Origin of the sequence: Pararhizobium antarcticum (assembly GCF_001885585.1) — a bacterium.
GTDB lineage: Bacteria > Pseudomonadota > Alphaproteobacteria > Rhizobiales > Rhizobiaceae > Pararhizobium > Pararhizobium antarcticum.
Genome location: NZ_LSRP01000081.1, coordinates 1 through 22,255 on the forward strand (window position 1 = coordinate 1; position 22,255 = coordinate 22,255).

A 22,255-nucleotide genomic window follows, 5' to 3' on the forward strand; every position below is an offset into this window, starting at 1 on the left:
CTCCCTGCCCTTCGTCATCTACGGCATGATGGCAAATGCCTCGATCGGCGCGCTTTTCATGGCCGGCATCCTGCCCGGTATCGTGATGACCGCGCTCCTTATGCTGACGGTCTTCATCTTTGCACGACGCCATGGATGGGGTTCGGACACACCGTTCGAGCTTCGTCGGCTGGCTGGTGCATCGCTTGAAGTGGTTATTGTGTTGTGTTTTCCGGCGGCAATCTACCTGCTGATCATGGCCGGGCTTTCCGTCAATATCGCCGTATTGATCGGTCTTGCGGTCCTTGTTGCAGTCGACTGGTACTTCAATTTCCATGCCGTCATGGCACTGATGACACCCGTTCTGTTGATCGGCGGCATGACGATGGGCTGGTTCACGCCCACGGAGGCGGCGGTCGCCGCGGTGATCTGGTCGCTGTTTCTCGGTCTGGTACGCTACCGCACCATGACGTTCAGGGCCCTGGCCAAGGCATCGTTCGATACGATCGAGACAACCGCATCGGTGCTTTTCATCGTCACGGCGGCCTCCATCTTTGCCTGGTTGTTGACCGTCAGCCAGGCCGCCCAGCTGTTCTCGGACTTCATGTTCGCGCTGACCGACAACTGGTGGACCTTCCTCATTCTGGTCAATATCCTGCTGCTCATCATCGGCGCTTTTCTGGATACGATCGCCGCCATTTCCATCCTGGTGCCGATCCTCATGCCTGTAGCAGCCCGCTACGGCATCGATCCGGTGCATCTGGGCGTCATCATCACGCTGAACCTGATGATCGGCCTTCTGACGCCACCAATCGGCATGGTTCTCTTCGTTCTGTCGCGGATTTCCAAGATGTCGGTCGAGCGCACAACCATGGCCATCCTTCCCTGGATGATCCCCCTGTTCGTCGCGTTGCTGCTGATCACCTTTATTCCGGCACTAACGTTGTGGCTGCCGACGCAGCTTGGCCTGATCCGCTGATCACCGGTCTGTGCGTTATCGCGCCGGACCACCATAAAACTGAGTTGGAAAAAGGCTTCGGACATGCTGACGCGAGTGGCACGGCTCTACGGGACACGTGACCTAAGGGTCGAAACGCAGGACCTTGCGCCGCTTGGCGCGGGCGAGGTGCTGTTGCGCATGGCCGCTGGCGGCATCTGCGGCTCCGATCTCCACTATTTTCAGGATGGCGGCTTCGGGCCTGTCCGGGTCATCGAACCGATCATCGCCGGTCATGAGGCGGCAGGCTATGTCGAGGCCCTCGGAGAAGGTATCGATGCCGGAGCATCGAAACTTGTTTCCGGGATGCTGGTCGCAGTCAATCCATCGCAGCCCTGCGGACAGTGCCGGTACTGCGGTCTGAACCAGCCAATCCATTGCCTCGCCATGCGCTTCATGGGCAGCGCCATGCGCCTGCCGCACGAACAGGGCATGTTTCGTGATCGGATGATCGTACCGGCCATTCAGTGCCATCCCGTCGTTGGCAATGTCACAGCCGCGGAAGCCGCCTGCGCCGAGCCGCTCGCCGTCTGCCTGCACGCGGTGGCACAGGCCGGCGATCTCCTCGGAGCGAAGGTCCTCGTCGCGGGCGCCGGCCCCATCGGCCTGTTGACCATCGCCGCGGTCACCCATGCCGGCGCCGCCGAGATCATCGTCACCGATCTCAGCGATACGGCCCTGTCCCACGCGCCGGCCATGGGCGCGACGTCCACGATCAATGTCGCAAGAGATCCTGATGGTCTCGCCCCGTGGCAAACCGACAAGGGCCAGTTTGACGTGGTTTTCGACTGCTCGGCGGCGGGGCCGGCGCTTCGCTCAGCCTTTGCTGCGGTGAAGCCGCGCGGCATCATCGTCCAGGTCGGCGTGACCGGCGACATGACGATTCCGCTCAATGCCCTGGTTGGCAAGGAAATCGTCTGGCGTGGGTCACAGCGCTTCGATCGCGAGTTCGCACAAGCCGTTGCGCTCATATCAAACCGGACAATCGATGTGCGGCCGATCATCTCCCACACATTTCCACTTGAGAATGCGATCGAGGCCTTCGAGCAGGCTGGCGACCGCGCAGTGGCCTGCAAGGTGCAAATCACCTTCGATGGCGCCAACGGACATTAAAGGAAAAGACGATGAAGCACACATGGCGGTGGTTTGGCCCTATCGACAAGGTATCGGTGCGCGACGCCGCGCAGGCCGGAGCGGAAGGCATCGTCAGCGCGTTGCATCATGTGCCGACCGGAACGGCCTGGACGACCGACGAAATCGGCAAGCGCCAAAATGAAATCAAGGCCGGCGGACTCTCCTGGGACGTGGTGGAAAGCATTCCGGTATCGGAGGATATCAAGACCCAGACAGGCCAATGGCGCAGCCACATCGCCAATTGGCAGGAAAGCCTGCGGCGTCTGTCTGCCTGCGGCATCCGCACCGTCTGTTACAATTTCATGCCGGTGCTCGACTGGACGCGCACCGACCTGCGCTGGGAAACCCGTCACGGCGCCAAGGCCATGCGCTTCGACCTCGGCGACTTCGCCGCCTTCGACATCCATATCCTGAAGCGCCCCGATGCCGCCCTCGACTACCCCGAAGGCCTGGTGGAGGACGCCGCAAAGCGGTTCGCCACAATGACCAACACCAAGATCGTTGCGCTCGGCCGCAATATTGGCGCTGGCCTTCCCGGCTCGTCCGACGGCTATAGCCTCGAACAATTGCTTGAAAAGCTTCGTTGCTACCAGGGTACAGACCGCGCCAGGCTACAGCAGAATTTCGTCGACTTCCTCTCGGAAGTCACGCCGGTCGCGGAGGAAGTCGGCATCAATATCTGCGCCCATGGTGACGACCCCCCGTGGCCTTTGCTCGGCCTGCCGCGCATTCTCTCGACCGAGGCCGACTACGCCCACATGCTGAGCCAGGTCAATAGCCGCGCCAATGGCGTCACGCTCTGCACCGGCTCACTTGGCGCGCGTGCCGACAATGACCTGCCCTTCATCGCCAGGCACTTCGCCGAGCGCATCCATTTCGTCCACCTGCGCAATGTCACGCGCGACACCGATACCGTGCCCTGCTCCTTTTTCGAGGATGAGCATCTGGAAGGAGGCACCGACATGGTCGCAGTGATCGCTGCCCTGCTCATCGAGGAGAAGCGTCGCCGTGAAGAAGGACGGGAGGACCATCGCATTGCCATGCGCCCCGACCATGGCCAGGAAATCCTCGATGACCTGACGCGCGGTGCACAGCCCGGCTATCCGGCGATCGGCAGGCTCAAAGGCCTGGCCGAGTTGCGTGGCATCGAACGGGTCCTGCTTCACGATCACTTTGGACTGGCCTGACCCATGGAACGTCTCTCTCAAGCGACCGTTCTACCCTCTTCCATCGCCCAGCCAGCCTATGACCGCGCAGCCCTTCGCCCCGGTATTGTCCATATCGGGCTCGGGGCCTTCCACCGCGCCCATCAGGCCGTTTATACCCAGCGCGCCCTTTCCGCGACCTTCGGTCCGTGGGGTATCATTGCAGTCAATCTGCGCTCTTTCGAGCCCGTCGAAGCACTGGAAGCGCAGGACGGCCTCTACTCCATCGTGGTGCGGGGAACAGCAGGCGATTCGGCCGAAGTGATCGGCGCGACCGTGGACTGGATCTGCGCGGCGAGGGACGGCGCAAGGGTTCTGAGTTGTCTTGCAGATCCCGACATCCGCGTCGTGACGCTCACCGTGTCGGAAAAGGCCTATGGCCTGCACCCGGCCACAGGGGGCCTAGATCTTAATCATCCGGCAGTTGTCGCCGACCTTGCGCATCCGCACGCACCAACCGGCGCCCTCGGTTATCTGATTGAGGGCTTGGCGCTCCGCCGTGCCAAGGGCATAGATCCCTACACCGTGCTCTGCTGCGACAATCTCCCGTCGAACGGGACGGTCGTTCGGCGCCTGGTGCTGGAAATGGCCGAACAACGCGACGCGGAACTTGCACGCTGGATTTCGGACAATGGTGCCTTTCCCTGCAGTATGGTGGACCGCATCGTTCCTGCTGCGACAGAGGTTACCCGGTCGCTGGCAAGCTCCCTCATCGGCGTGGACGACCGTCTTGCGCTCGAGACGGAACCATTCATGCAGTGGGTGATCGAGGATAATTTCGTCTCCAGCCGCCCCGATTGGGAAGCCGGTGGCGCGATTTTTGTCCGCCACGTAGACCCCTATGAAAAGATGAAACTCAGGCTTCTCAACGGTTCCCACACGCTGATCGCTCATCTCGGCCTGCTGCACGGCCACGAATTTGTCCGTGACGTGATGGCCGTACCGGAACTCGTCGACCAGGTACAGCGCCACATGAAAGCCGTTCTACCGACCCTTGATCCCGTCCCGGGCATCGATCTTGACGTGTATCAGTGCCAGCTCATCGAACGCTTCACCAACAGGGCGATTGCCCACCGCAACATCCAGATCGCGATGGACTGCAGTCAGAAGCTGCCGCAACGCATTTTCGCAGCGGCGGTCGATGCCTTGTCCGCCGGCGACAGCGCGACCGAATTTGCCTATGTCGCCGCACTCTGGATCGCCGTCGTTCGCAGGCGTATGGATTGCGACGATCCGCGCCGGGCAGAAATCCTGTCTGCTGCAAGCAACCTCGACCCAGCCGATCCCTCCGCCTCCTTCTTTGCTATTGGCGGGCTGTTCCCGCGCGAACTGGTTGCGGCCAGAGCGTGGCGCGATCTGGTGAACGGCGAGCTGAAGACTCTTTCTTGAACCACCGGATTATTTCGACAACGCCACGATCTAAACCAAGGGATCGATGACAGGATCCCTTGGCATAGCCCTTTTTGTAAATGGTTGTGGCGTGGCAAACTTTCGGCACGCTTGCGGAACTCCGGTGGGCCTTCGATGACGGCACCATCGGAAAGCTGCGTCATAGTTCGGCGATACAGCATCTGTCGGGGTGTGGCGTCAGGCGGTACGGCAGGATGGCCCTCCGTCCTGCGCCGTGCGATCGCTTCCGGCACGACCGAAATATCGCAACTTTCAGCAACAAGGACACGAGACCCGGATCAGATCGTGACCTGGATTCCGAGCTCAACTACGCGGCCCGTCGGAAGCTGGAAATATTCGGTGGCGTTGCTGGCATTTCGGGCAAGACCAATGAACACGCGATCTTGCCAAAGCGGCATTCCGCCCTTCACCGATGGCCTGATCGTGCGGCGCGACAAAAAGAATGACGTGGACATGATATCGAACTTCCAGCCGAGTTTTCGTGCCAGCGCGAGAGCCTTTGGAATGTTCGGCGTCTCCATATAGCCGAAGGTGATGACCGCGCGGCTAAACAGCGGATTGAAGCTCTCAAAATGGATTTTCTCGTCGTCTGGTACGATCGGCGAACTGGATGTAACCACGCTTAGAATGACGTTGTGTTCGTGCAGCACTTTGTAGTGTTTGAGGCTGTGAAGGAGAGCAGTTGGCGCACCCTCGACTTCGCTTGTCAGAAAGATCGCTGTTCCGGGAACGGTGTTGGGCTTCTTCTTCGTTAGATTACCGAGAAGGAAATCCAGCGGCACATCGTCCGCCTTTGTCCGGTCTGATAGCAGTTTGCGTCCCGATATCCAAGTCTGCATCAAAAAAGCGATGAAGATGGCGACAACTGCCGGGACCCAGCCGCCTTGGGCAAATTTGGCAACATTGGCGACAAAGAACCCGGCATCGATGATGAGCAGCGGAATGACAACCGCGAGCGCCGCAACAAGCCGCCAACGCCATATCTGCCGCATGACCACGAGAAGCAGAATAGCCGTCACCAGCATCTCCCCCGTCACAGCAATGCCATAGGCTGCGGAAAGGGCGCTCGAGCTTTTGAAGCCGACCACCAGAAGGACGACGGAGATCAGCAGCAGGAAGTTAACCTGCGGCATGAAGATCTGGCCGGCCTGTGTTTCAGACGTGTGGAGCACGGTAAAACGGGGCAGCAAATTGAGGTGCATCGCCTGGCTCATGAGCGAGAAGGCACCGGAAATCACCGCCTGACTGGCTATAACCGTCGCCATCGTGGCCAGCACCACCATCGGCAGCAACGCCCACTCGGGCTGCATCTCGAAAAAGGGATGCTCGACCGACTCAAGATGGGTCAGCACGAAAGCGCCCTGCCCGAAATAGTTCAGCAGAAGGCATGGAAACACCAGCGCGAACCAAGCGAAGACGATCGGCCGGCGGCCGAAATGTCCGAGATCGACATAAAGGGCCTCGGCACCTGTGACGGCGAGAAAGACCGCTCCGAGCACGGCGATGGAAATATACGCATGGTCGATCAGGAAACGGATGCCATAGTATGGATTGAGAGCGACCAAAACGCCGGGCGCTTCAAATATATGGACAAGGCCAGAAACGCCGAGCGCGAGAAACCATAGCGCGGTGATCGGCCCGAATACGGATGCCACGCGCCCGGTCCCAAATCTTTGGACGAAGAAGAGCGCGACGATGATGCACAGCGTGATCGGCACGACCCAATTGGCGAGCTGGGGCGCAAGGACCTCCAGCCCTTCAACGGCCGAGAGAACGGAAATTGCCGGGGTGATGATGGCATCACCAATAAACAATGACGCACCGATGATGCCGAGAACCAGAACCCAGACGGGTCTGCCCTTCAAGCTGTTTCGGGCAAGCGTCATCAAGGAAAGCGTGCCGCCCTCCCCGTGGTTGTCAGCCTTCAAAACGAAGCCGACATACTTGACCGTCACAACAAGAGTTAGCGCCCAGACTATAAGGGACAGAAGTCCGAGAATCTCTGTGACGGTTCCGCCTACCGACTGTTTCGATGCATGAAGCGCCTCGCGGAAAGCGTAGATCGGGCTTGTACCGATATCGCCGTACACGACCCCGATCGCCCCTAGTACAAGTATGCGAAAGTTCTTGTTCTCAGCGGGTGCTTTGTCTCCGATGTCCGGCTCTGGAGCAGGCGTCAAATTCGATCTCCTGTTATATTCAACAAAGCAATCTAGGGCGGCACACCAAGGATCGCGCATCTGGGCGTGATCGTTCTAGGGCGCACAGCTCTCAACACTCGTCAACCAATATGTTCAGCGCCGGAGAACATAAGTTGCGGCTGATGGGACGCACGGCAGTTACCGATCTACGACATCTCATTCTCCACCTTCATGCGATAGCCCATGCCCGGCTCGGTACGCACGATCCGCGGCTCGGTCGGGTCACGGTCGATCTTCTGGCGAAGCTGGCCGATGAACACACGCAGATAATGCAGGTCGTCGCCATGTGCTGGGCCCCACACAGTGGTTAAAAGCATCCGATGGGTAACGACGCGGCCTGCATGACGGGAGAGCAGGAGCAGCAGGTCATATTCCTTCGGTGTCAGATGGATGGTCTCGGCCCCACGTGTGATCAGTCGCCGGATCGGATCGATGGTGAGGTCGTCCACTTCCATGATCGTCGGGATCGCATCTCGCCTGCCACGGTGGCGAAGGGCATTGCGGATGCGGGCGGTCAGTTCGCCGATGCCGAAGGGCTTTTCGACGTAATCGTCGGCCCCCAAGTCAAGGGCTGCAATCTTCTCGCTTTCCCGATCGCGGGCAAAGAGAATGATGATCGGCACCTCGCTCCAGCCGCGCAGGCTGGAGATTACATCCTTGCCGTCCATGTCCGGCAAGCCGAGATCGAGGATGACCAGGTCCGGCGCTTGGGTTGCCACCGCCTTCAGCGCCTGCGCACCGTTCATGGCTTCAATCACGTCATAGCCTGCTGCTGTCAGGGAGGGCCTCAGGAAACGCTGTATCTGCGGCTCATCGTCAACCACCAGGATGCGGGATACGGTCATCCGGGCTCCCTCGATGCTGTTTCGGCGTCCGGGAAGCGCAGGATAATGCGGGTCCCTTTCTTTTCCACGCCGGGCTCTCCGCATGGATCGTCCCGCCCATCGCCTCGACGAACCCGCGCGCGATGGACAGGCCAAGGCCGGTGCGGGGCGCGCGACCATCCGGCTTGCCCCTGCGATAAAATTTTTCGAACACCCGGTCGAGATCCTCGTTCGGTATGCCCTAGCCAAGGTCCGTCACGGATACCAGCACGGCCGTGCCCTCGCGACGGGCATAGACATTGATCGGTTCATCACCGCCATATTTGACCGCATTGTCGAGCAGATTGAACAGCACCTGGCCGATGAGCACGCTGTCGCCTCTGATCAGCGGCAGATGCGGCGCGATGCCGGTTTCGATGGCGCGGTCCGGGGCGTATTTGCGCGTCCGCTCGACGGCTGACTGGACCACGTCGGCACCGTCCACCCATGCTCCTAAAACCGCTCGGGACGCAGAAGGGTGATCAAAAGATAGATGGCGAGGGCAATGGCGACGAGAAGGCCGAAGAGAGGTTCAAGCATGCTCGCCCCCCCAAAGCCGGTCGAGGGCGCGGCATAAGTGCAAGAACAAGAAGCGTGCCGCCACCAAGCGCCAGAAACATGAGGTCGGACATGTCCGTTTCTCCTGTTGATGCAGCAGGAGACGTAGACGCGATCGCGGTCAGGTTTCGATTGGGAAGAGACAGTGCGGGTATAAGGAAAGCATAAGGAGCGCCGCACTGATCGGCAGCCTGGGCGTTCGAACATGAAAAATTCATCCCCCAGTGTCAAAACGCAATCTATTCCAACAATATCAGTCTGTTGTGAGATGTGATGCGTGGACGGAAACGCTCTATCACGCGGTTTCCTGGACCGCAGAGGACAACCGTTGCGGCGAGCTTTGGGCAGCTATTGACAGATAACCAGCCAATTTTTCCGCTTGCTCTGGATAAAGCGGCAAATTGTCTTGCACATCGTGTCTCGTAGCATGGTGTAGCTCTCGACGGGTGTTCGGACCTTCGTCACGGGTAGAAATAGTGTCAAAGGGACGATCTATTTCGGTATTCGCTCCGGCCGATTTTTGCTCGGGCGGTCATCGGCTGAATGCTGTGCCGAGACCGAATCTGCGGAGCAACATTAAGCGCGAATTTTATACTGGGCTCTTTTATGCACCGTCCTCCCCCTGTAGGAGTTCCAGGTTAGAAACAGAAACGCATACCCGACAGAAGCGTAGGTGATCGTGCTACACCCCGTTCAGCATCCCGCCCGCATGGTGCCAATTGCATTCTTGATTGCAATTGCAATAGGGACCTTGCTTTTGATGCTGCCCTCCGCCCGGACCGCTCCGGGGGCAACTCCATTCCTTACAGCTCTGTTCACAGCCACATCCGCGGTATCTGTAACCGGCCTCATTATAGTCGATACGACCACCTACTGGTCCCGGTTCGGTCAAGGCATCATTCTCGCGCTCATTCAGGTTGGCGGGTTCGGGATCATGACGGCAGCGACACTGCTGGGCCTCCTGATAACGCGAAAACTACGGCTTTCACGACTGCTGATTGCAAAGGCGGAGACCAGAAGCATTGGTCTTGGCGATGTGAAGGACGTCATGCGGCTTATATTGGCCATCACCCTTGGGGTGGAGGCGCTAACGGCTGCGATCCTGACCATACGTCTGCACGGTCAGTACGGGCTTTCCTTTGAAGAGAGCCTCTGGCACGGAATTTTCCATTCTGTCTCGGCATTCAACAATGCCGGCTTTTCAACATTTTCAGACAGTCTGAAGGGATTTGCGCCGGATTTTTTGGTGCTTGTCCCGATCATGTTTGCTGTGATCGTCGGCGGCTTGGGTTTTCCGGTGCTTTTCGAGTTGCGGCAGGGCGTGCGCCATCGCTCTCAGTTTTCCATTCATACAAAAATAACGATTATTGGAACGGCACTGCTTCTCGTTGTCGGTTTTGTGGGTGTAGCGGCCTATGAATGGGCAAACCCCGCCACACTTGGACCCATGACATGGCCGGAAAAGCTGCTCAACGCGATGTCGCACTCCGTCATGACGCGCACGGCTGGTTTCAACAGCATTGAGATCGGCGAACTTCATACGGAAACGCTTACATTGACCAATGCGTTGATGCTGATCGGTGGTGGAAGTGCAGGCACGGCGGGCGGAATAAAGGTCACGACTTTCCTGCTTCTCGGGTTCGTGGTCTGGGCAGAAATTCGAGGCGAGCAGGACTCCAATATCTTTCGCCGCAGGATCGGGCGTCAGACGCAAAGGCAGGCACTCACAGTCGTCCTACTATCGCTGAGCGTGATCGCTGCGGGTGTGCTTTTTGTGCTGAGCGTGACGGATTTCTCCCTCGACGTTGTTTTGTTCGAGGTCATTTCGGCATTTGCGACGGTTGGTCTTTCTACCGGTATAACGGCCAGCCTGCCACCTTCAGCGCTGTATGTGATTATTGCCATAATGTTTATCGGAAGAGTCGGCACGATTGCTGTGGCAAGCGCACTGGCGCTTCGGGAAAGACACGTGCCATATCGCTATCCAGAGGAGCGCCCAATCGTTGGCTAAAAAAACTCATTTCGCGGGTGACGGCGTTGTTGTCATTGGGCTGGGCCGCTTCGGCACAGCCGTTGCACAATCGCTCGTCCATCTAGGGCATGATGTGCTGGCGATCGACGAAAGTGCACGATTGGTGCAGAGTTGGTCCGATCGTCTAACCCACGTCGTCGAGGCCGACAGCACCGATTCAGAAACTCTCAGGCGGCTCGGCGTCCAGGACTTTGGGCACGCAGTTGTAGCGATAGGAACGGACATCGAAGCCAGCGTGCTGACAGTGCTTGCTCTTTCGGAACTTGGCGTTCCCGACATCTGGGCGAAAGCGCTCAGCCAGAATCATGGGCGGATTCTCGATCGCACCGGCGCGCACCACGTGGTTTACCCTGAGGCTGCAATGGGCGAGCGGGTCGCGCATCTTGTAACGGGCAAGATGATCGACTTCATCGAATTCGATGATGGGTTCGCAATCGTCAAGACCACAGCACCGGCAGAGGCCGCAGGCAGGACACTATCCCAATCAGCGTTGCGCACCAGGCATGGTGTGACCGTCGTAGGCGTGAAGAGGCCACATCAGGATTTCACCTACGCAACTCAGGACACGGTCGTGGAGCGGGGCGACCTGCTGATCGTATCTGGACCGACTGCCTTAGTGGAAAAGTTCGCGGCGCTGAAATGAGGCGAGTGAGCAGGGCCCGGTCTTCGTACTGGCGGATGATACGAAGGCCCCCAGCCCCAATGCAGGATGAAGCGCGCAGGGCAATCCGCCTCCTTGTGAACCTTATTCACCGAATAGAAGATTTGCGGTTCATACTGTCAACGCCGGAGTTCTTCGACAATTTCCCGCACGTAACCGGCAGGAAATAGTCACCGCCATCAGTATCACAGTCTCATGCTTGCGACAGCGCCGCATTCGCCGGGCGCTTCGGCGCCGATGAGGCATGGATCGCGGCTGCATGATCCGACCGCGTGCGATGCTACTCGCCGCCCGCGATGAAAACAGCTTGTAGGGCCGCCATGTATGTCGTCGATGAGTGGTCTGCTCCCTGAAAAGGGCCCGCAAGCGGTGGCGACGTTTAGTTCAGAAGGCGGTTTCCTCGCAGGCGCGCGGCTGCCATGTCCACAAACGCGCGAACCTTTGCGGGTGCGTTTCGCCCCTGGGGATGGAGGATGTGGATGGGCATTGGCGGCTCTTCGTAATCGCTGAGAACGATCTTCAACTCGCCCGCAAGCAGAGCGGAGCCGATCTGGTAATGCAAGACCCGGGTCAATCCCCAACCCGCACGGGCCAGCGATATCGCCGCCTCATTGGTATTGCACTGCAGGACAGGGTCGATCGTCACGCGATGGTCATCAGCAAAGCGCCATTCGGGTGATGCCCATGCGCTCGTCGACGCAGCAATGCGATGGCTCTTGAGGTCTGCCGGAACGGCCGGAACGCCGTGTGTTTCCAGATATTGCGGGGATCCGCAGATGACGTGCCTGACGGTACCGACCCTGATGGCAGCGAAGCCTGAATCCCGCAGATGGCCGATACGAACCGCTACATCCATTCCTTCTTCGACGATGTTGACGGGGCGATCGATAAACAGCGTCCTCGCATGCATAGCCGGATAGGTATTCAGGAATTCGGTGACAATGGGCAGCACGTAGATCTGCCCGAACAACGCCGATGCGGTAATGGCCAGTGTGCCGGTTGGCGTGGCATAGGAGCCGCCCGCTGCGGCCTCGGCCTCCGCGATGTCTGCCAGTATGCGCCGGCAATCGTCGAAATACCGGATACCTGCCTCCGTCAATTTTACCGAACGCGTCGTGCGAACGAACAAGCGGGCACCGATGAGATCCTCAAGAGCTGCAACGGCCCGCGTGACCGCCGGCGCGCTCATGTGCATGTGGCGTGCCGCCTCAGCAAAGCTCTCGGTCTCTGCAACCCTGGCAAATATCCGCATCGCCTGCCATCGATCCATTCCGTCCCCCAATCGCTGGTATCGGCACGTTTGTGCCACGGCCGACTGACTTGAATCAAACGCCAAATCAAACCAGGCGTCATCCACTATGCCGGCAATGCCATGAAACGACATTGCCAAAGCCCGAGCGCTTGAAGCCTACGTGGATTTGCGGAGCGCACCGCCCATGTATGACGCTGCTATTTGCTCGATCGCTGCACAAACGCGGTCATCGAGACCTGCCTTTATTGCGCTTTCGCGGTTTGCTTCATTTGGCGCAAGCGCGAACGCAGTTGCCTTGGCGAGCTGGAAATCAAAGCTCGAGCCGCTCCGGGCGATGTCGATGTCCGCCCCGGTCATGCCCAGTGTCCTTGCGTCATTTTCCTGGCGTCGCACGTCAAATTGATCGGCGCTTTTGGCGGAAAGCGCCAATTCTATCGACAACCATGCTCGCGCGTCGAGTTCATAACTGCTCATAGCTCTATGTCCTCAAACAGCCGGTCCTTTAGAATCCAAAATCGCTGAGGTTCGGATGATCATCCGGCCGGCGGCCGATCGGCCAACGGAACTTGCGATCCCCCTCCGTGATTGGGTGCTCGTTGATACTGGCGTGACGCGCCCGCATTAGGCCATCCTCTGCAAACTCCCAATTCTCGTTGCCATAGGCGCGAAACCACTGGCCGCTGTCGTCGTGGTATTCATAGGCATAACGAACAGCAATACGATTGCCCTGAAAAGCCCAAAGCTCCTTGATCAGCCGATAGTCCAGCTCGCGATTCCATTTGCGCGTCAGGAAAGCTTCGGCTTCCGCGCGGCTGGTGACGAACTCCACGCGATTGCGCCAGCGCGTGTCGAGCGTATAGGCCTGCGCCACCTTGGCGGCATCGCGGCTGTTCCAGCCATCTTCGGCAAGGCGGACCTTCTCGATGGCAGTCTGCTCATTGAATGGAGGAAGTGGCGGACGGGACATGGGTTGTTTCCTTGTGAGAAAGAAAGAGGTGGAAGGGTGGCCGGCTGGGACCAGACCACCCGTCGGTTGTTCATGCAGCCAGACGATCGATGCGAGGGAAATCGATCTCGGTGCCCAGGGCTTCGTTGACATAGTTAGTAAAGGTGTTCAGCGCGACATGGGCGATAATTTCCAGAATGTCCGCATCGCTGTAGCCGGCGGCGCGAACCTTTTCGACTTTGCCTGAAGCCACCGAACCGCGCGCGTCAACAAGGGCACGGGCAAACTCGACGGCCGCTGCGGCCTTCGGATCATTCGACGTACCCCGGCGATTGGCGTCGATCTCGTTTTCATCCAGTTTGGCAAACGTTGTGCCCGTGTACGTGTGTGCGGACAGGCAGTAGTCGCAGCCATTGGCTTCGGCCATGGTGAGCGCGATGCGCTCGCGGGTGGCTGGCGCAAGCTTGCCTTTGCCAAGAGCGCCTTGCAGCGCTGTCAGGCCGTTCAAGGCAGCGGGGCTGTTGGAGACCAGGCGAAAGATGTTCGGGACGGAGCCGATCTGCTTCTGGATCGCTTCGAGCATGGGGCGGGATGCTTCCGGTGCATCGTCGATCGTCGCAGGCGTTGGGATGCGTGACATGTCTATCTCCTTGATGTGATTGCGAAAGGCTGTCCCTTTCGTCTTGATCAAGATGCGTTGGTTTGGATTGCTGGTGAACGTCGAAAACAGGCAAGATACCGTTGCGTCAGACGCATCAATGACGATCCTCAGAGTTCAAGCTGGATCCGGTTTTCCTGACCCTTGTTCTGTTCAGCCGGAACAGCGCAGCACAAAAGGACTTCACCTTCGCCGATCGTTGCCGTTGGTTCCTTTATGTAGGTTACGGCACCCTTGGTGAGCTTGGTACGGCAGGTGCCGCATGTGCCTTCCCGGCAGCTGAACTCCGGCTCCAGGCCGCGCGCTTCCGCCAACTCCAGCAGAGTACCGGCTTCAGGCGTCCAGCGCGCCTCCTTCAGCGATGCCATGAACGCGACCGGCACGGGCTTCGTCGATGGCGGCTGGCGCACCGGCGCGCTCACCTCGACGTCGAGCGTTCGCGTCAGGGATGACGGACCGAAGGCTTCCGCGTGGATGCGACTGTCTGCGATATTGTAGCCCCGCAACCCGTCATAAAGGGATTGGGTAAACTGGGGCGGTCCGCAGACGTAAAAATCATAGTCGCCAAACGGCAGGTGACGGGACAGCAGCCCCATATCGATACGGCCGATCGCATCATAGTCGATGCCTTCCCTGGCCCCCTCCGCGTCGCTGAGTACTCTAATCAGCCTGATCGCACCCTTGCCTGCATTGACCAATTCGGTGATTTCCCGGTCGAACGGCCGCTCATTCTTCGAGCGCGCTGCATGGAACAGAATAACCGGACGGATGCGTTGCTTGCGGAGACCTTCGTAGACAACATGGCGCAGCATGGCGAGCAACGGCGTGATCCCAACGCCCCCGGCAAGCAATACCGCCGGGCGGGTGGCGCGGGCATCGATGGTGAAATCGCCGGCTGGCGCCCTTGCCTCGATCGTGTCGCCGACGCGGATATGATCGTGGAGGTACTGCGACACGGCGCCATCGCGCTTGACACTGATCCGGTAAATTCCGTCGGAGGGAGCCGCCGACAGCGTGTAGGTCCGGATCACCGGCTTGTCAGCGCCTGGAATGCTGACTCGGATCGGCAGATGCTGGCCGGCACTGTGCGGCAACAAACCTGCGCCGTCGGAGGGCTTTAGATGAAGCGAACGGATCGACGCACTCTCCTCGACGATCTTCGTCACCGAAAGAGCGCGCCACTGGGTGGCGAGCTTCGCGGCATGCAGCCGATCAGCCGCCTGCGCCCAGTCGCCGGTCATCAGTGAACTCTCAGACCAACCGCCTTCCCGAAAGGCCCAGCGCAGCGCCAGCGCATTGCGACGACGGACGATCTTGCGGGCCTTGAACGTCCAAAGCCGTTCGGCCCCCTGGAAGGCTGCGATCTCGTCTGAATCCAGAACGACTTCGGCATCGCCGGTCATTTGCAGCATGTCGCCGTTTGTGTAGTCGATGAAAACAAGCCCCGCCTTGCCGTTCAGGACGATATTGCCAAGCGTATTGAAGAAGAGATTGCCATCGAAGTCGGGAATGGTCAGCGTCCCGTCTTCACTGATGCGAACAAAACCGGCCTTGCCGCCACGATGCGACACATCGACCTGGCGACGGTCCTTCCGGTCGGCATAGGACGCTACGAAAAAGGCATCGGCCGCAGCAATCATGGACCGTGCTGCATCGTCCGGCACCGGCATGTCTTCGACGGCACCGGAAAAGGGCTGGCCAGGTTTGCGAACGAACTCAAAGTCACGCAACTGGATGTAACGCGGGCAGTTTCCAAAACTCTGGTCGACATCGACGCGAACGCCACCCGCGGTGTGGGAGACGACCCCGTTCATACGATTGCGGCGCCGGGTGTGCATCTCCATTCCGAGAAGGCCGACGGGCTGACCATCGGTCAACCCATCGCTTGCGGGATCGCTCACATCCGCTTTTGCTTCGATCTTGAGAGTTTTGGATGAGGGAGACGAGATAAAACCGGAGCGCCCCTCAAGAAGGGTCGCCCAGGCATTACCGTGGTTGTCCACACTGCCAACGACAATATAGGGCAATTGTGCGTAAAAATCGCGGTGTTGATCGGGCATGAAGTCACGAATGACGCGCTGGCCGACGGTTGCCATGCGGTCCACCACGCCAACCTTCTCTTGCAGGTAGATTTCGCCTTCGTGCCATGCTGGCAACGTCTTGAGCATCTCGGTCATGTCTCATCTCCCTCAAGAGGCGCGGGCCCGCTCAGCCGCGCGCCCGCATCACGACGTCAGGCAGCAAGGCCGGCCGGTGTTTGAACGAAGGAAACGAAGCCCGGCAAAGCTTCGATACGACGGAGAAATGCATCGACTGCCGGATAGGCGGAGAGATCAACATTGCCCTCCGGTGCCCGGGCGACATAGCTGTATATGGCCACATCGGCGATGGTCGGCCCGTTGCCGACAAGCCATTGACGATCGGCAAGGTGGCTTTCGAGCCGTCCCAGCAATGTGTGAGCACGGCCGATGACTTCTTCAGGATTGAACTTTGCACCGAATACAGTGATCAGACGGGCCGCGGCCGGACCATAAGCGACTTCGCCGGCGGCAACCGACAGCCAGCGCTGGACGGCGGCAGCGCCCTCGGCGTCTTCAGGGAGCCAATCGGCACGGTCCGCCTTCTTGGCAAGGTAGACGAGAATAGCATTGCTGTCGGCGACAACGACGCCATCGTCTTCCAGCACAGGCACCTGGCCGAACGGGTTCAGTTTCAGGAAGTCCGGCAGCTTGTGTGCGCCGGATTTCAGGTCGACCTCGACCAGTTCATGCGGCAGCCCAAGCAGCGAGACCATCAGGCAAGCGCGATGCGCATGACCCGAAAGCGGATGATGATAAAGTTTCATTGTGTGCTCCTGCGAAATTGTTGGACGGGTTCATTCCCAATCCGCATTCCGAAGGTGCACCAGACTGTCATCGTTGAGAACGATCAGACTTCGCAGTTCATCATTCCACTTGACGCAATAGTCCCACACACCGGGTGATCACGGCCAATCCGTGGTCGCGACCCCGTGTCACACGCGGGTGCGAATTTGCTGCGCCTGCTCTCGAAGATATGCCACGAAGGCACGCATCGCCGCGCTGAGGTAACGATGGCGCGGATAATAGAGACACAGTCCGGGATAGGGTGGTGTCCAATCCTGCAAGATCTGGACCAGCAGGCCTGCATCGATCGCGGGGCCGGCCATCCATCGGGTCAAGTAACCGAACCCGTATCCGTCCATCGCAGCAGCGAGAATGAGACGGGAGTTATCAAAGACAAGGCCGCCCTTGGTCTCGACGACAATAGCTTCTCCCCGATGCTCGAATTCCCAGCGGTACAATCTACCACTCGGCATGCGGAGTTGAATGCAGCGGTGCGCGCTCAGATCCGCGGGAGAACGCAATGCCGGAAGACCATCGAGATAGGAAGGCGCGGCGATAACGACATGCTGCTGCGTCGCACCGATCGGCACAGCGATCATGTCTTCCGACACGATTTCGCTGGAGCGGATGCCGCAGTCGAAACCGTGCTCGGCAATATCGACGAGTCGCCTCTCGCTGACGATCTCGACCTGCACGTCAGGAAATGCGGCCATGAATTTCAGCAGCAGCGGCCTCAGAACCTGTTCGGCGGCCGTAGCATCGGAATTGATCCGTATCTTCCCAGACGGGGTGGCGTTGAAATCGCCGAGTTCTTCTGTTGCCTTGGCGATCTCGTCCAGCGCGGGGCCGAGCCGCGCAAAGAACCGCCGCCCCGCATCCGTCAGCGAGACATTGCGCGTGGAGCGGTGGAAAAGCTGGACATTCAAACGGGTTTCGAGATTGGCGACGCTGTGGCTGAGCGCAGACGGGCTGAGGTTGCATCTGCGGGCGGCGGCCCGAAATCCGCCAAATTGGGCCACTGCGACAAAGGCTGTCAGTTCAGCCGGCGACAGGGCGCTCACTGTTCGAAAAACCTCAGCATGCTGTTCATTTGTGTCCATCTAAATCGGACAATGGCGGAATGCTATCTCCATTGCAACCAACCACAGTCAAAGGTCAAAGCAATGTCTCAACACCTGCCTTTTGGATTTTTCTCAACTGCCACGGAAGTGCTGTCTGATGTCGATTTGAGCGGCAAGACGATGATCGTCACCGGCGGCGCGAGCGGCATCGGGATAGAAACGGTCAGAAGCCTAGCCGCAGCCGGCGCCTCGGTCACGATCGCTGCGCGCCGCCCGGATGCGGCCGAAGAGGTGGCGCAGAACCTCAGAACTGAGACCGGCAATAAAAACATCGATGTGCGTCCGCTGGATGTGTCCGATCTAGCCTCGGTCAGAGAGTTTGTCAGAAGCTGGGACAAACCCCTGCATGCCCTTGTCAACAATGCGGGGGTCATGGCCCTGCCGGACCTGCAGCGCAGCGCCCAGGGTTATGAAATGCAGTTCGCTACAAACTTCCTCGGCCATTTTGCCCTTACCCTCGGCCTTCACCGCTATCTGGCCAAAGCTGAGGGCGCGCGCGTCGTCTCAGTCAGTTCGACCGGCAGCCTGTTTGCGCCGGTGTTCTGGGATGACCCGCATTTCCACTTCATCCCCTACGATCCGCTGCTGGCCTATGGCCAGTCGAAGACCGCCTGCATCCTGCTGTCGGTCGGCATCAGGGATCGTTGGGCGTCCGATGGCATTGTCTCGAATGCACTCAATCCGGGCGCTATCGCCACCAATCTCCAGCGCCATACCGGAGGATTGAGAACTCCGGAGGCGTTTCGCAAAACGCCGGAACAGGGCGCGGCGACATCCGTGCTTCTGGCGGCGTCACCACTGCTGGGCGGTGTGACCGGCCGCTATTTCGACAACTGCCAGGAAGCCCCGCTGGTGGCGCATCGCCCGGAAGGCAAGTTCAACGGCGTGGCAGCCTATGCCCTCGACAGCGCCAATGCGGATCGGCTTTGGGAAATGGCCATCAAGATTGTCGGAGAAGCGAAATGAGCGCGAATCTGCGTGTCGGCTTCATCGGCCTCGGCTATCAGGGCTCGCCGATGTACGCGCAGGATCTGCAGGCATAATCGCACGACCAATCGTCTGAGCCATCTACCATCAGCAGTCGATCCGGATGGCACGCCTTGAAGGCATTCGAACCACCGACGACACGTTCTAATTCATCGAGGCATCCAAGTTTCTGAAATCAGGCCGTTTGTGTCAACGGCCAGAGAACAAGATCACCCGTCGCTGGGCAAAGAGAGGAACGCGACTGTCAGCCCTGCATGACCAGCGAACCCGGTCAGCCTACATATTCGGGGCGATCTGCCCAAAGCTCGGCAAGGCGGCGGCGCTGGTCATGCCATGGTGCGATAGCACGCCATGACGCAGCATCTGGCCGAAATCTCCCGTCATGTCACCGATGACGCGCATGCCATCCTCATCATGGATCAGGCGGGGTGGCACATGTCGAACAAGCTTGTCGTGCCGGCCAACATCACGACCCTGCCACTGCCGCCGAAGTTGCCAGAGCTCAACCCGGTTGAGAACCTCTGGCTCTTTATGCGTGAAAACTGGCTCTCAAACCGTACCTTCAAATCCTACGACGACATCGTCGCCCCTTGTTGCGATGCCTGGCGCAAACTCAAAAACCAACCATGGCGCATCATGTCCATAGGGCGACAAGAATGGCCAATGGGTTCTGATCAGTGAGGCGGCGGGTTCGGCATGTCGTTGAACTGCGGAAGGACGGTGTCGAGCTCTGCGACGACGCTCGACGGCATAGATACCACGTTGCATGTGGCTGCGAGTTGCAGCCTTTGCCTGATAGTCTTTCTCGCAGCGCATGGGCGATACACATCAGCCCGGCGGACTGAAGCATGATCTCCGACAAACGGTAGCTGTACGGGGATCTCCCATCGGCCCACGGCTTCTCCCGAGCATAGCCCGGCTCCAATGCTTCGACATGCAATGTTCGAGCACAATTTAAGATAGAATAAAGGAAGATTCAGCAAATATGACACTTCTAAGCTTGTTTTCTAGTTTCGCAATCTCTGTCGGGCAAACAGGCTAAGTTGCGGAAAAAAATAAGTAGGCGAAGAGGGAATGATGAAATCTGGGTGGCAATCGACTGATGGCTGATGACACCTGTCATACACAACCGTCTACAGCTACCGGCAATTCGCCATGGCTGTTGCGAATCCTTCGATCGAGCCTTTCACAGGCGCGAGCCTGGAACCGTTCGTTGCTTTCCAAGATCATCATCGTATTTCTCGGTGTGGCACTCTTCTCCTACGCCCTAGGCGCAATGGTCGGCTGGTCGATGTTCGTCGATGCGGCCAAGGAGCAGTGGAACAATCAGGCACGCATCAACACCCAGATCGCCAGTTCGACCCTGCGCAACATTTACACATATGTGGCGATCAAGACCGACAGCAGCGGCCAGGTGGAGCGGATCGTCACCGGACAGCCAATCGGCGACGACGATTCCATCCTCTTCACAGGATTCACCCCGACGGACGTGCTAGCGTTGGTGGCCGCGCAAACCAAGAACGACGCGTGGCTCTTCAGCCTTGATCCCCAGACCGGGCTCTTTGCCGACGTGGCATCATCATCGGGTCTCTCACCTGCAGAAACTCCCTGGGTTGCGCCGGACGAGATACTTTTCACGGGTGACGCGCTGGCAGGTCTGGTCTCAAGCGGTTTCGCCACAATCGCCGGTGAGAGATACTTTGTCGGCCTGCTGCCGATTGTCAGTCCGGACAATGCGCTGCTAGGCGCCGTTGCAGTGTCGATTGGCAAGGCTTCCATGCTCAACCGCGCGCAGGAGGAGTTGCTTCGCAATTCGCTGGTCATGGTCATTACCGTCCTGGTTTTGACCGGCGTTGTCGCCACGTTTCTCGCCCGGCGACTGTTTCGACCAGTGCCGGCACTCGTTCAGGCCACGTTGCAGATCGCAAGCGAGGTGACCGACACGGTGACGCCCTTCCAGACCCGCAGCGACGAAATCGGCGATATGGCGCGCGCCATTGAGGCACTGCGCGAGGCTGTGGTCGAGCGCGCCCGACTGCGTGAAATCCGGGACATGGCGGTGACGCTCGAGCACATGGCCCATCACGACGCCTTGACCGGATTGGCCAACCGGGCGCTGCTGATGAAAACGTTGGACACAGCCCTCGAAGATATCGAGCACTCGGGAGGGTTCAACGTCCTTTTGCTCGACCTGGATCGTTTCAAGGTGGTCAACGACACATTGGGCCATGGCTACGGCGACCAACTGCTTGTCACCACAGCGCAGCGGATCCGCAACGTGCTCGGCGAAGGCGATCTCGCAGCCCGGCTCGGCGGCGACGAATTCGCGATCATCCAGCGAGTGCGCAAGGACCCGATCAACGAGGCGCGCGGGCTTGCTGGCCGCCTCCTGCAGACAATTTCCGCCGTCGTCATGCTTGAGGGCCACGAGATGGTGGTGGGCACCAGCATCGGCATCTCCTGCGCGCCCGCCCATGGCGCAAGCGCCGGCCAGCTGCTTCAGAACGCCGATCTGGCACTCTATCGCGCCAAAGCCGCCGGACGCGGTACTCTCATCGTCTTCGAACAGGGCATGGACATGGTGGTGCAGGACCAGCATGCCCTGGAAATCGACCTCAGGCGCGCGCTACAGCGTGGCGAGTTTGAATTGCACTATCAGCCCTTTATCAATATTGCCAGCGGCCTCGTGTGCGGTTTTGAGGCGCTCGTGCGCTGGCGCCATCCGCAGCAAGGCCTGATCCCGCCTGATCGTTTCATTCCGCTGGCCGAGGAGACGGGGATCATCGTACCGCTTGGTGCATGGGTGCTGGAACGCGCATGCGCCGACGCCGTCACATGGCCTGTCGAGATGCGACTTGCCGTCAATCTGTCGCCGGTACAACTGCGCCATTGCGGTATTGTTGAGACCGTCGGTGGTGCCCTTCGCGCATCCGGTCTGCTGGCCACACGGCTGGAACTGGAGGTGACTGAAACGGTGATGCTAGCCGGCGCCGACAGCCGCAAATCCCTGCAGGCGATTGGCGCCATGGGGGTGTCCATCGTACTTGACGATTTCGGCACCGGATATGCCTCTCTCAGCTATCTCGCCGAGATGCCGTTCAGCAAGATCAAGATCGACCGCGGTTTCGTGGCGGACCTGCCAACGCATCACACCTCAAGGGCGATCGTTTCTGCCATTACCAATCTAGCCAGCGCATTGCATATGGAAATTACTGCCGAAGGCGTCGAAACCGAGGAGCAACTGATGATCCTGAAGGCGGCCGGCTGCACCCATGCGCAGGGATACTATTTCGCCCGGCCGCGGCCGATCGGCGACATCGAAATGCCGAGACAAGCCAAAAAGGTATGAAACAGCGTTGACGTGCATGACATCAAGGACCGCCGGGG

At 59.2% G+C, this 22,255-nt stretch carries 18 protein-coding genes and 2 pseudogenes; 9 read left to right on the plus strand and 11 right to left on the minus strand.

All coding sequences use genetic code 11. From position 1 onward, the window contains the following. The 4 genes from AX760_RS10695 to AX760_RS10710 all read left to right on the plus strand — a co-directional run. Positions 1 to 958 (plus strand): TRAP transporter large permease (locus AX760_RS10695; RefSeq protein WP_071832873.1); only part of this gene is annotated, 958 nt, incomplete at its 5' end. Between the two features lie 63 nt (positions 959 to 1,021). Further along, complete coding sequence (locus tag AX760_RS10700) at positions 1,022 to 2,089, plus strand: L-idonate 5-dehydrogenase (RefSeq protein WP_071832874.1); 1,068 nt, start codon at positions 1,022 to 1,024, stop codon at positions 2,087 to 2,089. 11 nt (positions 2,090 to 2,100) lie between these two features. Further along, positions 2,101 to 3,297, plus strand: a complete 1,197-nt coding sequence (gene uxuA / locus AX760_RS10705) for a mannonate dehydratase (RefSeq protein ID WP_071832875.1) — start codon at positions 2,101 to 2,103, stop codon at positions 3,295 to 3,297. A gap of 3 nt (positions 3,298 to 3,300) precedes the next feature. Next, positions 3,301 to 4,704, plus strand: a complete 1,404-nt coding sequence (locus tag AX760_RS10710) for a mannitol dehydrogenase family protein (RefSeq protein WP_071832876.1) — start codon at positions 3,301 to 3,303, stop codon at positions 4,702 to 4,704. A gap of 299 nt (positions 4,705 to 5,003) precedes the next feature. Here AX760_RS10710 and AX760_RS10720 read toward each other — a convergent pair whose 3' ends face one another. The 4 genes and pseudogenes from AX760_RS10720 to kdpF form a co-directional block, all read right to left on the minus strand. After that, positions 5,004 to 6,965, minus strand: coding sequence for a potassium transporter Kup (locus AX760_RS10720; protein ID WP_425348838.1), 1,962 nt, complete (start codon positions 6,963 to 6,965; stop codon positions 5,004 to 5,006). A gap of 107 nt (positions 6,966 to 7,072) precedes the next feature. Continuing rightward, positions 7,073 to 7,771 (minus strand): response regulator, encoded by a 699-nt coding sequence (locus AX760_RS10725; protein WP_071832877.1) that lies wholly within the window; start codon positions 7,769 to 7,771, stop codon positions 7,073 to 7,075. Next, a pseudogene (locus AX760_RS10730) lies at positions 7,768 to 8,237 on the minus strand (sensor histidine kinase); the annotation flags it as partial. The pseudogene AX760_RS10730 and the gene AX760_RS10725, both read right to left, overlap by 4 nt. A gap of 5 nt (positions 8,238 to 8,242) precedes the next feature. Beyond that, positions 8,243 to 8,554 (minus strand): K(+)-transporting ATPase subunit F, encoded by a 312-nt coding sequence (gene kdpF, locus AX760_RS28170; protein ID WP_139275959.1) that lies wholly within the window; start codon positions 8,552 to 8,554, stop codon positions 8,243 to 8,245. 502 nt (positions 8,555 to 9,056) lie between these two features. Here kdpF and AX760_RS10740 point away from each other — a divergent pair. Both AX760_RS10740 and AX760_RS10745 read left to right on the plus strand, forming a co-directional pair. Further along, on the plus strand, positions 9,057 to 10,358 hold the full coding sequence (locus tag AX760_RS10740; RefSeq protein ID WP_245294982.1) for a TrkH family potassium uptake protein: 1,302 nt from the start codon (positions 9,057 to 9,059) through the stop codon (positions 10,356 to 10,358). Further along, a complete protein-coding gene (locus tag AX760_RS10745; protein ID WP_071832879.1) occupies positions 10,351 to 11,022 on the plus strand; it encodes a potassium channel family protein in 672 nt (223 codons plus the stop codon). The genes AX760_RS10740 and AX760_RS10745 overlap by 8 nt, the downstream gene beginning before the upstream one ends. A gap of 397 nt (positions 11,023 to 11,419) precedes the next feature. On the opposite strand, the gene AX760_RS10755 is transcribed toward AX760_RS10745, so the two are convergent. The 7 genes from AX760_RS10755 to AX760_RS10785 form a co-directional block, all read right to left on the minus strand. Continuing rightward, positions 11,420 to 12,310: a LysR family transcriptional regulator gene (locus AX760_RS10755; RefSeq protein ID WP_071832881.1), complete on the minus strand. Its 891-nt coding sequence runs from the start codon at positions 12,308 to 12,310 to the stop codon at positions 11,420 to 11,422. Positions 12,311 to 12,448: 138 nt separating this feature from the next. Further along, positions 12,449 to 12,766, minus strand: a complete 318-nt coding sequence (locus tag AX760_RS10760; RefSeq protein WP_245294983.1) for a hypothetical protein — start codon at positions 12,764 to 12,766, stop codon at positions 12,449 to 12,451. A gap of 28 nt (positions 12,767 to 12,794) precedes the next feature. Then, positions 12,795 to 13,259, minus strand: a complete 465-nt coding sequence (locus AX760_RS10765; protein WP_071832882.1) for a nuclear transport factor 2 family protein — start codon at positions 13,257 to 13,259, stop codon at positions 12,795 to 12,797. A 70-nt stretch (positions 13,260 to 13,329) separates the two neighbouring features. After that, entirely contained in the window at positions 13,330 to 13,878 is a 549-nt protein-coding gene (locus AX760_RS10770) for a carboxymuconolactone decarboxylase family protein (RefSeq protein WP_071832883.1), read from the minus strand. 128 nt (positions 13,879 to 14,006) lie between these two features. Continuing rightward, positions 14,007 to 16,073, minus strand: coding sequence for a 2Fe-2S iron-sulfur cluster-binding protein (locus tag AX760_RS10775; protein WP_071832884.1), 2,067 nt, complete (start codon positions 16,071 to 16,073; stop codon positions 14,007 to 14,009). A gap of 56 nt (positions 16,074 to 16,129) precedes the next feature. Further along, a complete protein-coding gene (locus AX760_RS10780) occupies positions 16,130 to 16,741 on the minus strand; it encodes a glutathione S-transferase family protein (protein ID WP_071832885.1) in 612 nt (203 codons plus the stop codon). A 168-nt stretch (positions 16,742 to 16,909) separates the two neighbouring features. Continuing rightward, the gene (locus AX760_RS10785; protein WP_071832886.1) at positions 16,910 to 17,860 is read right to left on the minus strand and encodes a LysR family transcriptional regulator; all 951 of its coding nucleotides are present in this window, start codon (positions 17,858 to 17,860) and stop codon (positions 16,910 to 16,912) included. A gap of 141 nt (positions 17,861 to 18,001) precedes the next feature. On the opposite strand from AX760_RS10785, the gene AX760_RS10790 reads away from it, so the two are divergent. The 3 genes and pseudogenes from AX760_RS10790 (at position 18,002) to AX760_RS10800 (ending at position 22,217) form a co-directional block, all read left to right on the plus strand. Next, positions 18,002 to 18,847, plus strand: coding sequence for an SDR family NAD(P)-dependent oxidoreductase (locus AX760_RS10790; RefSeq protein WP_071832927.1), 846 nt, complete (start codon positions 18,002 to 18,004; stop codon positions 18,845 to 18,847). Between the two features lie 220 nt (positions 18,848 to 19,067). Continuing rightward, positions 19,068 to 19,549 (plus strand): annotated as a pseudogene (locus tag AX760_RS10795) (IS630 family transposase); the annotation flags it as partial. 532 nt (positions 19,550 to 20,081) lie between these two features. Then, complete coding sequence (locus AX760_RS10800; protein WP_245294984.1) at positions 20,082 to 22,217, plus strand: EAL domain-containing protein; 2,136 nt, start codon at positions 20,082 to 20,084, stop codon at positions 22,215 to 22,217. Positions 22,218 to 22,255 lie beyond the last annotated feature (38 nt).